The sequence below is a fragment of the Bacillus sp. EB106-02-03-XG38 genome, assembly GCF_058792175.1.
This window is the reverse complement of sequence record NZ_JBYTED010000010.1, coordinates 19,293-31,475: the sequence shown is the minus strand read 5'-3', so window position 1 is coordinate 31,475 and position 12,183 is coordinate 19,293. Positions and strand designations below refer to the sequence as shown.

Genomic DNA, 12,183 nt, shown 5'->3' with positions numbered 1-12,183 from the left:
CTACATTCTCCTTTAGCCTGAAATTTTTGGTGTTGATGCTAATAATGTTTTTGTATAAGAATGTTGTGGATTACGGAACACTTCATCCGTATTTCCAAATTCAACAAGTTCTCCTTTATATAAGACGGCCACTTTTTCACATAAGTAGTGAACCATCGGCAAATCGTGCGCGATAAATAAATATGTATAACCTTGCTCCTTTTGAATTTTCTGCAGCAAATGTACAACTTGAATTTGCAATGAGACATCTAACGCAGAAATTGGTTCATCAAGAATTAATACCTCGGGCTCACATAATAACGCCCTTGCAATAGCGATTCGTTGACGTTGTCCTCCGCTAAATTCGTGCGGGTAACGATCAATATATCGTCTATCTAGTCCAACACGTTCTAGTGCATCACCTGCGACTTTATCTTTCAGCCCTTTATCGCCTAAACCGAATGAAATATAGCCTTCTGTTACGCTATCGCGTACTTTCCAGCGCGGATTTAATGCAGCTGTTGAATCTTGAAAAATGAACTGTACTCTCTGCAAGAAATCTCGCTTATGAGCTGACTTCAACTTGTGAACAACTTGACCGTTATAATCAATTTCACCAGACGTTGGACTCTCAATCCCAGCTATGAGCTTACCAAGTGTCGTTTTTCCTGAACCACTTTCTCCAATAATGCCAAGTGTTGTTCCTTTCGGGATAGAAAGTGATATTTCTTTTAGCGCTGCTATTTCTTTCTTTTTATTTCCATACGTTTTCGTTACTTGCTTTACAGTAATTAAATCTGTTGTCATGAGGCATTCACCTTCTCTTTTGATTTCGCTTGGTTATGCTCTAGAACATGCTGCCAACAATGTGAACTGTGTTCCGCGGAATATGTTGTTCTCTCTGGAAAACGATGAATGCATTCTTGTATTGCTACTGGACATCTATTTACAAATGGGCACCCAAAACTGTTCAATGTTTCAATTGATGGTGTTGTCCCCTCAATTGCTCTAAGTACCTTTTCAGCATCATCCATATTCGGAATTGCTTGCAATAAACTTTTCGTATACGGGTGCTTTGGTGAACCTATTACTTCTTGTATCGTTCCTTTTTCAACAACACGTCCCCCGTACATCACAACTACTCGATCTGCTACTTCACGTACGAGTGCCAAATCATGTGTAATTAATAAAATACTCGTATTTTGTTTTTCTTTTCTCTCTTTTAATAACCCCATAATTTGTTTTTGGATCGTTACATCTAATGCAGTTGTAGGCTCGTCTGCAATAACAAGCTTTGGATGACAAGCAAATGCAATTGCTAAACAAATACGTTGCCTCATACCTCCGCTTAATTGATGTGGGTACTGTTCAAAACGTTTCTCTGCTTCATGTATCCCTAAATCATTTAATAAGTTGATTGCAATTTCTTTTGCTTCTCTTTTCGATTTTTTCTCATGTTGCAAAATTACTTCTGTAATTTGTCTTCCTACCTTCATCGTCGGATTTAAGGAGGACAGAGGTTCTTGAAAGATAAAAGAAATATCTTTCCCTCGAATTTGATTCCACTCTGATTCTTGTAAATTCGTTAATCCTTGAGATTGAAAAGAAATACTTCCATCATCGATGTGAATAGACTCTTGATTTAGTCCGATAATAGATTGTGCTGTAACACTTTTTCCTGAACCACTCTCTCCTACAAGTGCAACTATTTCACCTTCGTTAATAGAAAAGGAAACATGTTTCACAATCGCTTGCTTACTATTCTCTTTTTCAACGGCTAACGTTACGTTTTCTAAAGATAAAAGCTGTCCCATGTTTTTTCTCCTTTCGATTCCTTTTTACGATTTTTGGATCAATTGCATCTTGCAAACCATCACCAATTGCATTAAATGCAAACATAATGAGTGCAATCATGATTGCCGGGAAGAATAATTGCCACCACTCTCCGCTTAGCAATGTCCCGAGTGCATCGTTCGTCATCGTTCCCCAGCTAGCGGCTGGTGATTGCACTCCGAGTCCGATAAAGCTTAAAAATGATTCTGAGAAAATAGCTGCTGGAATTGTAAATGATAAATTTACGATAATAATCCCTGTTAAGTTCGGAATTAAATGTCCATATATAATTTTCATATGAGACGTACCTAACCGTTCTGCTGCGATAACAAATTCTCTTTGTTTTAAAGACAAGACTTGAGCTCTAATGAGACGTGCCATGCCGATCCATCCTGTTAATGCCAGAGCGATGATAATTGTAAAAAGTCCTGGTTTCATCACGATCAATAGTAAAATAACAATTAATAAATATGGGATACCATATAACACTTCAATCCCTCGTATAATCCACTCATCAATTAACGTTCCAAGACGATTACGCCCTCTTACATATCCGCTAAAACCTCCGATCAGTACACCAAGACCTATATCTAGCGCTGCTGCTACCAATCCAACTGTTAGTGAGATTTTTCCACCAGCCCAAGTACGCGCCCATATGTCTCTTCCTAAATCATCGGTTCCGAACCAATGCTCGCTGCTAGGAGGTAAATTAGTTGCTTCTTTCACTTGTTCACTCGCCGTAAATGACGTTAAACTTTCGCCAATTAGAGAGAAAATGATAATGAGTAATAACGTCACTGCCCCTAAAACTGCTATAGGGTTTGATATAAACTTGCGAAACACTTCCTTCTTTCGGCTAATTGTTTGCTGCTCCTTATTTATCGTTAATTCTTTTTTCTCTTCATTCGTTAATAACTGTTTATTAATTTCATAAGCTCCCATTTAAATATCCCCCCTCCTTATGTAATAGAACGAATACGCGGATCAACAATACGATGAATAATATCTGTAATGAAAATACATGCGATTAATAGCGCACTATAGAAAATCGTTGTTCCCATAATGACCGGATAATCTCGGTTAAAAATGCTATCTACAAAATATTTTCCTAGGCCAGGAATGGAAAATATTTTTTCAATAACGAAAGTCCCTGTTAAAAGTCCAGCCATTAACGGTCCAACAAATGTAAGTACTGGCACAATTGCATTTCGAAGAGCATGTCTTATAATGATTTTCTTAATTGGGATACCTTTCGCTCTCGCTAGCTTAATATAATCACTCTGCAAAACTTCAATCATATTAGAGCGAACAAACCTTGTAATAACTGCGATTGGTCCTAACGCTAATGCAAAGGAGGGCAATACCGTATGTTCGAATGTACCCCAAGACGCTACAGGTAACAGTTCAAACTGTATAGCAAATACTTGTATAAATAATGGCGCTAAAATAAAACTTGGAATAGATATACCGAGAATCGCAAGTAAGCTCACACTATAATCAATTACTTTCCCATGATATAGTGCTGCAAATGTACCTGCTGCAATTCCGACTAATAATGAAATAATAAGTGCTTGTAAACCGATAATCGCTGACGGACCAAATCCTGTCGTTATAATTTCTGATACACCTTGACCTGTGGATTGAACAGATTCACCAAAATCAAAATGAACTACGCCATCTAAATAAGCGACATATTGATTCCATAACGGTTCATCGAGGTGATACTTCGCCCTCATATTTTGTATTACTTCCTCTGGAAAGATTTTCGCATCTGATGAAAATGGATCCCCAGGAATGATATGCATAATCAAAAATGTTACTGTTGTAATGACCCATAGCGTGAAAACCATAACCGATAGTTTTTTAATAACATACACTTCAATAACCCCCTAAACAAATGAATTTACTTTGTTTTATTGACATATTTGTTCTTATTACTTTTCCGCTTCTTAAAATACAAAAAGCCTTGATCTTAAAAAATAAGATCAAGGCTTAATAAACGAAGGCCCATCACTTATCTTTCAAGACTTGCTTGCTGGAATTAGCACGGTGTTCCTACTACAGAACCCGCTGCTGAGGTGTCATAGGGCCAGTCCCTCTACCTCTCTGGATAAGTAAATTGCTATATTATTATTTGGTTCAAATTGTATATTTCGAATTATAATTCTGAAAAAATGAAAAGTCAATCAAATTGGATATATTTAGAAAAATCAGTTTTTAATGTTATTTATCGAAATTACAGTTTTCACTTATACTAAAAAGAAATACTGTTAAAGGAGTTATAAGATGGATCCCTTACTTCTTGCTACTATAGGATTACCCTTAACAATCGTTATACTTGTCATCATCGGCTTCCATAATCTCTTTATTAAAAAGAAACGTATCACTTCTTTTTATACTCCATTCGATAATATTACCGGCCAAACCATTTCTGAATTTCACGAAGAACAGAAGGCATTAGTATCCGAAGATGAAGACGGAGATGATAAGAAGAAAAAATAACCTTGCGCGTGCGCAAGGTTATTTTTTCGTTTCTGCTTGAAAACGTTTATAATATGTCGATGCTGTCGAAAAATTAATTTCTATATCACGAATCAAAGATGAATCTTCTTCTTTAGCTAACTTCTGTAATTTTTTCATCGCTTGTTCTGCTTCATTTAAGAAACCAACATACATTTCATGTTCTTGTTCTTTCGACTTCGGCACACGAATTTCTTTCCGTATGTGATCTATATCTTCTAACATGCCCGTTGTTACCTTCTGCACGTCTTCTTTATATTTAGCATTCGTTATTTCCTTACCGCCCTTTTCTTTTGCCACTTCCCATAACTGTAATGCTTTATTAATTTCTTTATTCATTTTCATATCGTACTTTTCATGTACTGCACGGTATTCTTTCATCTCTTCTGTTTGCTCAGTAGATTGCTCTACCTTTTCTTTCGGTTCTTTCGTATCTTTATTTCCATTACATCCCGCTAGAAGGATCATACTTCCCATTACAGCAATACCCAAAACCTTCTTCATCTCTTCTTCTCCTTTTATCTACAGCTACTACTTATTATAGTTTCTTATATCTCCACTTGTTATTATACCGAGAACATCCTACTTTTTACACTTAAGACGATACCTTAATATACATGCCTACATTTTTGTCACAGTATCGTCACTTTATGCAAATAACTTTTGCATCACCTTACGAAGCTATATGCGTTATTTCAAAGAAATGAAAAAAGAGCTAATTCAAAACGTATTTGAATCAGCTCTTTTTTATAATTTAAGCCTCTAAATTTTGTCTTTGTTGCATTTCAAACCGCTTTTCACTTCTTCTGGCCATAAATAGATAACATAATACAGCACCAATTTCACAAAGGGCGATCACAACCCCCATCGGTAACGCGGTGTCGCTTCCCCCAATACCTACTAACGGTGCAACAAGTGCTCCTGAAATGAACTGTAATAATCCCAATAAGGCCGATGCTGTTCCTGCGGCTTGTTTCTGATTTCTCATCGCTAACGAGAACCCAGTCGTTGAGACAACCCCGACACTTGATACAACAAGGAATAATGAGCATAAAACACCAATTAAACCTATTCCAAGCACGATTGTCAGTAATAAAGATAGACCACCAACAGCTGCGATAATAATACCAGCAACAAATAATGTCTTCTCATTCACTTTCCCTGCTAAACGACCCGTTACCTGACTAGCAATAATAATACCGATACCGTTGATTGCAAAGAATAAACTAAATTGCTGTGGTGACGCTCCGTATATGTTCTGCAACACAAATGGTGAGCCTGAAATGTACGCAAACATCGCCGCCGTTACTAGCCCTTGTGACAATGCATATCCCATAAACAGACGATCCTTTAACAGTTTTCCGTACGTCGCTAATGTTCCTGACAATCCACCCGTTTCTCTCTCTTCAGGAGGTAATGTTTCACGTAATACGAAAGTAGCTGATATTAACATGAATACACTAATTGCTCCAAGAACGATGAAGACACCGCGCCATGTTGTAAACTGTAACAATTGTCCTCCAATAATCGGTGCCAAAATAGGCGCTGCTCCGTTTACTAACATGAGCAGTGAGAAAAACTTCGTCATTTCAGAACCTGAATACATATCACGTACCATTGCACGCGATATAACAATCCCAGCCGATCCTGAAGCTCCTTGTAAGAAGCGCAATAACACTAAACTCCAAATAGATGGTGCAATAGCACAAAGTAAAGAAGAAGCAACATAAATAATAAGAGCAATAATAAGAGGTTTGCGCCTTCCGTAAATATCACTAATTGAACCGACAAATAATTGCCCTACTGAAAGCCCAAGTAAACAAGCTGTTAATGTTAGCTGCGCTAGAGATGCACCTGTTTGTAGGTCATCTGTTAATTTCGGTAAAGAAGGCAAATACATATCAATAGATAATGGCCCAATCGCCGTAAGTGTCCCTAGTACAAGAATCATCCATAACCTATTTGTCTTTACAGGTTTATATATTTCTTGATTAACTCCATTCACTTTTTCCGTTCACCCTTTCCTATAACTACTGAATCGTAACAATTATAGTTACAACATAAACATACGTCAAGTATAGTACATTTTCCTGTTTCATACTGTAAAAAAAAGCGATAGAATTTCTATCGCTTTACTTTTTCAAATTGCTATTTGCAAATTTCGATACGGAAGACATCGCCTCTCCTGTATCTAAATATGTGATTTGAATTGGATCGCCCACTTCTGTAAACATAGCATATGGGAATTTTTTCACAGGTATCATAAATACTTTTTGTTCATTCTCTAACAGTACGTACACAATTGTATTTTCACCTGATTTTTCTTTATATACACGTTGTACAACGCCTTCTTTTTGTGCCTCTTTACCACTTGAAGTCGGTCTAAATGAATCTCCACTTCCGCTCAGTGCATTTTTATAATTCTCAAGCGCTTCTTTTTGCGTCGAACCTGCTGCAAATATTTTTGCATTAGAAGCATAGATAACTGTATGAGCACGTACTAATCCTCCGTCATCAATAACAGGTACAATCCAAGAAGGTTTACCGTACACGTTATAAATAACCGGCATCGTTCCATGCCATTTCTCTCTCTTAAAGGAATTATCCACTACTTCCGAAGCAGCTGATCCATCCATAATTCCCTTCACTTCTTTTCCGTTATAGTAATATAACTTACCTGTACGCGCATCAATAAGCGAGTAACCTAACGCAGAATCTACTCCTTCTTTCGGAGAGGTGAAATCAGTAAAGTAGTATAACGTTCCATCCTTACCGAAGATTGGTGTAACTCCTTCTTTCGTTCCCCATTCAGTCGGGATCTTCATATCAGTTTGTGAGAATTTTGTATTCCAAAATCCGTGAATATATTTACCGAAATACGTATTTAATGTAGATGCAGTCTCATGATTTAATACGCCATCAACAAATTTAGGTGCCTTTCCTTTGTCGTATCTTTTCACTTCACCTGTTTGTGCGTCTACTACTACAACGCCCTCTACTTCAAATCCAGATCTTCCTGAAATAAATTCACCATACGTCATTGTATAATAAGGTTTCCCTTTATCATCTACTTCAAATTTAGGTTTCCCTTTAAAGATTAGATTTGGTTCTGCTTTCCTTACAACACGCTCTAAATTATTCCCGAAAAACATGCTTGGCACATATTTCATTTTATAACCTAGGTGCAGTTTCGCTTCCGCATCCGGGTTCGTACCTGACATCGTTACGTATCCTGGAATTGTCTCTGCTTTACGTGCTTTAAAAAATCCTGAAACTTCAATTGGTGCTACATATAAAGCCTCGCCATTTACCATTTGTGGCGTTAATTCTCCTAGTTCAAAATAAGCTACTTTCGGAATATCTCCAAATACTTTTTTCATCTTATTTTCTGCTGTCTTTGGCGGCACTGTAAACGGCTGATCATTTTCAGTAAATGGCTCTGAAATATCTTTCTCTACCTTTACAACAGAATCATATTTTTTTTGCGTGATTACTATATCGTGCAAATAACCAAAATAGCCGTAACTTGCTAGTAAAACAAACATGAGAAGCCCTTTTAACGTACCTTCTAATTTCCCTATTTGATTTTGTGAAAATAAAACAAGCCCAATTAAAACTGCTACTGCAACGGCATAATGAGTAAGAATTGAATCTGCTCGATCATCAATTAGCCAAAGATATTCATAGATTGCAATACCTATCCAAAATAAAACAGGAATAACTAAAATGGATGATTTCTTACCCTTTACAACCTTCTCCTCTCCTTTCTTATCCACTGCTCGAAGTTTACTACCGCTTCTTGTCCATGGAATCAAAAACAAAGTGAGAATAGCTAAAATTAAAAATTTCATCAAAGGCAATGTCCCCTTTTCTTTTATTTTCCCTTTTAGTATAACAAATAAAGGGTATTCAGGTAAAAATGGGGATGATTATATTTTTTTACTACTTAATACAACTCCGCTTACTACATATAAGATAGATGCAATATAAAAAATCGTACCAATCGTAAAGAAATCTACTAAATATCCTGTTGCAATAATTGCTATTGCTCCTCCAATCGATGTCCACACATGATATTTCCCAATCTCATAACCAGCATTTTCTTGCACAACTTTTCGTGCTAACGATGTCTTCTCCGTATTACGCTGCACAGCCCCTAAAACTCCCATTAAAATTTGAAGAATGTATACATGCCATACTTCTGTGGCAATAGGGAAACAAAGCATTAATACAGCCATGGACCAGGCGTATATAATTAATAACTTTCTATCACCTACTCGATCAGAGATTCTCCCCACTAACGGATATACTAGAGCTGACGTTAACGCAAATAAGCCATACGCCCAGCCAAATTGCGAGAAGCTATTCCCTACATTCCTAAGCAATAAGATGTAAAAAGGAAATACCATACTTCCCGCCATCATAATTATGCTTTGTGACGCTACAAACCTTCTATATGTCATTTGCTATACTCCTTATAAAATAAATTCACAAACCTTTCCTCTGGATCTACTTCCTTCTTCTTCTGAAGGAACTCTTCTATGCGAGGATATGCTTTCTTTAGTTGCTCCTTTTCTGGATAAGAATAATACGGTAAATAATAACTACCATTATGCTTTAAAGTAACATCAATCATCTTCTGAATGACCACTTTTGTTTTCTTTACTTCATCCTCTGAGCGTCCTTGATTAATTAAAAGAACCAGTGCAAACATATCATCTTTCGCATAAGATAGTACCGCATTTTCATTCTTTTCTACATAGCGAATGGTAATGTTAAGAAGGTTTAATTCCTCTTCACTCAAAACATTTCGCAAGTCATCTATATATGCTGAAAAATTGTCTATCGGTACGAAATACTCCTGTAAAACCTCAGTCAAGTTTGGGTTATCGTATTCCATAAAGGCACTATCCGATCTCATTACATTATTTCGCGTTTCGTACTTACCATTTGTACGTTCAAAATAACTTCTTTGTATATCCCAAAACGTATCTTTTCCCCAATCACTATAGCGTGATAAACCGAGTAAAAACTTTGGCGCAGCTATAATATTTTCTTCTTTTAATTTACTGTACTCTCTCAACTTCTGCTGATCTTTTGCTAATACATAATCTGTCACATACATTTCTTTTAAAAATGAATGTGGGGCAACAGAAATACGCGCTAAATGCATACGTATATCCTCATCCCTTCGCACTTTATTCTTAAAATATGAAGAGTATTCCTTATAATCTAGTACCTTCGTATGCGTTTCATACAATTCATCATTTGTTAACTTTAGTGTTACATCTAAAATCACACCAAACAATCCGTATCCCCCAATTACATACGGAAACAAATCAGCATTTTCTTCTCTACTTACATTACGCACCGTACCATCTGCCATTAACAATCTAAATGACTCTACTGTATCAATCAATGCTTCATGACGAATATCACGTCCATGTACATTTACACTTAATGAACCACCAACAGTAAAAATATTTTGAGACTGCATCACTTGAACCGCAAGACCATACGGATTAATTTTCTTTTGAATGTCATTCCATGTGACACCGCTTTGCACCCTAATCCTCTTCTCCGCCGGATTAAACTCTAATATTTCATTGTACCCTTTCATATCAAGCATCGTACCGTTCGGATAATATGTCTGTCCGCCTTGGCTATGTTGCATACCAGCAATAGAAATTTTCTCCTCAGAAACATTTGCATCTCGCACAACCTGTTTTAATGAACTTTCATCCTCAGCATTTTCAACACGTTTAATTTTCGTTGGAAGTAACTTTCCTACATCGCTCATAATCGGATGATTTAGTTGCTCTTTATATGTATTTACAGATGTCGCAAGCAACACTGTATAAGCCATAATAACCACCGCTATCTTTCTTTTTTTCAAATGACACTCTCCTCTTCTACATCTTTTCCTCTTCATATTGTACCTATTTTCCTATGAAGAAAGTATACAAAAAAGAGGGCACCCTATTTTAGGTACCCCCTTATCAAAACTGTTACTTTGCTGCTGGCAATTGTATTGGATCAAACTTTTCGTACGACGTATATTTTGCGTTCGTAATAATGTGTGCTTTATCCTTGCCATTACTACTCATAATCATGTCTATCTTTGCTGATTCATATTTAAAATCTTTTGTAATGATATATTCTGCATCCACTTCTTCTATCTTCGCATTTTGCGCTTGTAACATTTTCTTCTGCGTTTCATCCATGCTAGTTAACATACTTTCTGTTTCTTGCCCTTTTAATGTAAATTTCAGTTTATATTTATCTCCGCTTTTCTCCATCTTCATTTTATCTAAAACTACTTCTGGTACTTTTAACTTATCTATAATATCTTGAGTCGCCTTCATTCCACCAGCATTTAATTGCTCCTCTGGCACGGTTATAACTTCTCCTGTATTAGGGTTTTTCACCTCACCAGCAACTTTACCGTCCACAGTATACACTACAACATCTGTACCAGAAATATTCATTTCAGAACGAGAATTCTTTGTCTTTGGCTCTAATTGCATCCTAGCCTTTAATATATCCATCTCTGTTCCTTCAGCTTTTATCCCTACATCATATGTCATCGTTACATGTTCTTCATTTTTAAAAGCTTCGTTCGTTTTCTTGAAAACATCCTTCGCTGCTAATTTCTTTTCTTTTTGCACGGCTTCTTTTTTCGGTTCATCCGTCTTTGCTGTTTTCTCATTACTACACCCTACCCCTAGACTGATTGCAAGTACTAAACTTGAAACAAAAATAATTTTTTTCATAATGTCGCCCCCTTTCCCAAAATAATATCACCTCTTTTCCTATGAAATCTATATAATTTTCAATCTATATTTGCTATATAACGACATGTTTAATGAAGAGTTTAAATATGATGTAAATAACAACAACTCATTTCAGGAGGTCATTATGAAAGCAATTATTTGCACACAGTATGGACCACCTAACGTTCTTCAACTTCAAAATATAGAGAAACCTACGCCTAAAAAGAACGAAGTATTAGTTAAAATTCATGCAACAAGTGTATCGACTGGAGATTGTAGAATACGCGGTTTTAATAGTCCCCTCTTATTTTGGATCCCTATGCGGATCATATTAGGTTTCAGAAAACCGAGAAACCCTATACTTGGTGTAGAATTAGCTGGAGAAATTGAGGAAATTGGAACCGATGTAACTCAGTTTAAAAAAGGTGATCCAATTTTTGCATTAACAGAACTAAACCTCGGTGGTTATGCCGAGTACACATGCGTACATGAAAGTGGATTAATCACATTAAAACCTACCAATGTGACGTATGAAGAAGCGGCAGTTATTCCTTTTGGCGGAACTTCAGCATTGCATTTCCTTAGAAAGGGCCGTATAAAAAAAGGGCAACAAGTGCTCATATATGGTGCCTCAGGATCGGTAGGAACAGCTGCTGTACAACTTGCTAAATATTTCGGCGCAACCGTTACGGCTGTTTGTAGTAATTCAAATTTTGAACTCGTTCAATCTTTAGGAGCTGATAAAGTAATTGATTATACGAAAGAAGATTTTACTAAGCGGGGCGAACGCTACGATATTATATTTGATGCAGTTGGAAAGTATAAAAAATCCCTTTGTACAAATACATTAACACCCAATGGAAAATATGTATCTGTTAATGGAATGATGGCAAAGGTAAGTAAAGAGGATATGATTCTACTAAAAGAACTAACTGAAACAGAACATTTAAAACCTGTTATTGATAGAACCTACCGATTAGAAGAAATTTCTGAAGCTCATATGTATGTGGAAAAGGGACATAAGAAGGGGAACGTTTCGATTACCTTAATATAAAATATATTCAGAAAATAACATTGA

At 36.4% G+C, this 12,183-nt stretch carries 12 protein-coding genes and 1 riboswitch; of the genes, 2 read left to right on the top strand and 10 right to left on the bottom strand.

Translation table 11 applies throughout. The annotated features are described in order from the left end of the window. Positions 1–12: 12 nt before the first annotated feature. Genes AC3WTI_RS27075 through AC3WTI_RS27060 form a run of 4 tightly spaced genes read right to left on the bottom strand, consistent with a single transcriptional unit; the run spans position 13 to position 3,689 of the window. Positions 13–786 (bottom strand): ABC transporter ATP-binding protein, encoded by a 774-nt coding sequence (locus AC3WTI_RS27075; protein ID WP_087958348.1) that lies wholly within the window; start codon positions 784–786, stop codon positions 13–15. Beyond that, positions 783–1,793 carry an ABC transporter ATP-binding protein gene (locus AC3WTI_RS27070; RefSeq protein WP_087958349.1) on the bottom strand — a complete coding sequence of 337 codons (1,011 nt, stop codon included), beginning with the start codon at positions 1,791–1,793 and terminating at the stop codon, positions 783–785. Before AC3WTI_RS27070 ends, AC3WTI_RS27075 begins: the two co-directional genes overlap by 4 nt. Continuing rightward, the gene (locus AC3WTI_RS27065; protein ID WP_087958350.1) at positions 1,750–2,754 is read right to left on the bottom strand and encodes an ABC transporter permease; all 1,005 of its coding nucleotides are present in this window, start codon (positions 2,752–2,754) and stop codon (positions 1,750–1,752) included. The genes AC3WTI_RS27070 and AC3WTI_RS27065 overlap by 44 nt, the downstream gene beginning before the upstream one ends. Positions 2,755–2,771: 17 nt before the next feature. Beyond that, complete coding sequence (locus AC3WTI_RS27060; protein ID WP_063259866.1) at positions 2,772–3,689, bottom strand: ABC transporter permease; 918 nt, start codon at positions 3,687–3,689, stop codon at positions 2,772–2,774. A 134-nt stretch (positions 3,690–3,823) separates the two neighbouring features. Beyond that, positions 3,824–3,929, bottom strand: a riboswitch (SAM riboswitch). Between the two features lie 169 nt (positions 3,930–4,098). On the opposite strand from AC3WTI_RS27060, the gene AC3WTI_RS27055 reads away from it, so the two are divergent. Beyond that, entirely contained in the window at positions 4,099–4,314 is a 216-nt protein-coding gene (locus AC3WTI_RS27055; RefSeq protein ID WP_087958351.1) for a DUF3951 domain-containing protein, read from the top strand. A gap of 18 nt (positions 4,315–4,332) precedes the next feature. Here AC3WTI_RS27055 and AC3WTI_RS27050 read toward each other — a convergent pair whose 3' ends face one another. The 6 genes from AC3WTI_RS27050 to AC3WTI_RS27025 form a co-directional block, all read right to left on the bottom strand. Next, positions 4,333–4,836, bottom strand: coding sequence for a hypothetical protein (locus tag AC3WTI_RS27050; protein WP_087958352.1), 504 nt, complete (start codon positions 4,834–4,836; stop codon positions 4,333–4,335). 250 nt (positions 4,837–5,086) lie between these two features. Next, entirely contained in the window at positions 5,087–6,337 is a 1,251-nt protein-coding gene (locus tag AC3WTI_RS27045; RefSeq protein WP_087958353.1) for a multidrug effflux MFS transporter, read from the bottom strand. Between the two features lie 127 nt (positions 6,338–6,464). After that, positions 6,465–8,183: a DUF3981 domain-containing protein gene (locus AC3WTI_RS27040; protein WP_087958354.1), complete on the bottom strand. Its 1,719-nt coding sequence runs from the start codon at positions 8,181–8,183 to the stop codon at positions 6,465–6,467. A gap of 78 nt (positions 8,184–8,261) precedes the next feature. Next, positions 8,262–8,795: an MFS transporter gene (locus tag AC3WTI_RS27035; RefSeq protein ID WP_087958355.1), complete on the bottom strand. Its 534-nt coding sequence runs from the start codon at positions 8,793–8,795 to the stop codon at positions 8,262–8,264. Further along, positions 8,792–10,228, bottom strand: coding sequence for an FAD-binding oxidoreductase (locus tag AC3WTI_RS27030; RefSeq protein WP_142286567.1), 1,437 nt, complete (start codon positions 10,226–10,228; stop codon positions 8,792–8,794). The genes AC3WTI_RS27035 and AC3WTI_RS27030 overlap by 4 nt, the downstream gene beginning before the upstream one ends. Before the next feature lie 112 nt (positions 10,229–10,340). After that, positions 10,341–11,105, bottom strand: coding sequence for a DUF6612 family protein (locus AC3WTI_RS27025; protein ID WP_087958356.1), 765 nt, complete (start codon positions 11,103–11,105; stop codon positions 10,341–10,343). 145 nt (positions 11,106–11,250) lie between these two features. Here AC3WTI_RS27025 and AC3WTI_RS27020 point away from each other — a divergent pair, with 145 nt between their 5' ends. Next, complete coding sequence (locus AC3WTI_RS27020) at positions 11,251–12,159, top strand: NAD(P)-dependent alcohol dehydrogenase (protein WP_087958357.1); 909 nt, start codon at positions 11,251–11,253, stop codon at positions 12,157–12,159. Positions 12,160–12,183 lie beyond the last annotated feature (24 nt).

Excerpts from the sequence above, each read along its gene's own strand:
- AC3WTI_RS27035 (WP_087958355.1), bottom strand. The coding sequence starts at position 8,795 with ATGACATATAGAAGGTTTGTAGCGTCACAAAGCATAATTATGATGGCG.
- AC3WTI_RS27040 (WP_087958354.1), bottom strand. The coding sequence starts at position 8,183 with ATGAAATTTTTAATTTTAGCTATTCTCACTTTGTTTTTGATTCCATGG.
- AC3WTI_RS27050 (WP_087958352.1), bottom strand. The coding sequence starts at position 4,836 with ATGAAGAAGGTTTTGGGTATTGCTGTAATGGGAAGTATGATCCTTCTA.
- AC3WTI_RS27020 (WP_087958357.1), top strand. The coding sequence starts at position 11,251 with ATGAAAGCAATTATTTGCACACAGTATGGACCACCTAACGTTCTTCAA.
- AC3WTI_RS27065 (WP_087958350.1), bottom strand. The coding sequence starts at position 2,754 with ATGGGAGCTTATGAAATTAATAAACAGTTATTAACGAATGAAGAGAAA.
- AC3WTI_RS27075 (WP_087958348.1), bottom strand. The coding sequence starts at position 786 with ATGACAACAGATTTAATTACTGTAAAGCAAGTAACGAAAACGTATGGA.
- AC3WTI_RS27055 (WP_087958351.1), top strand. The coding sequence starts at position 4,099 with ATGGATCCCTTACTTCTTGCTACTATAGGATTACCCTTAACAATCGTT.
- AC3WTI_RS27025 (WP_087958356.1), bottom strand. The coding sequence starts at position 11,105 with ATGAAAAAAATTATTTTTGTTTCAAGTTTAGTACTTGCAATCAGTCTA.
- AC3WTI_RS27070 (WP_087958349.1), bottom strand. The coding sequence starts at position 1,793 with ATGGGACAGCTTTTATCTTTAGAAAACGTAACGTTAGCCGTTGAAAAA.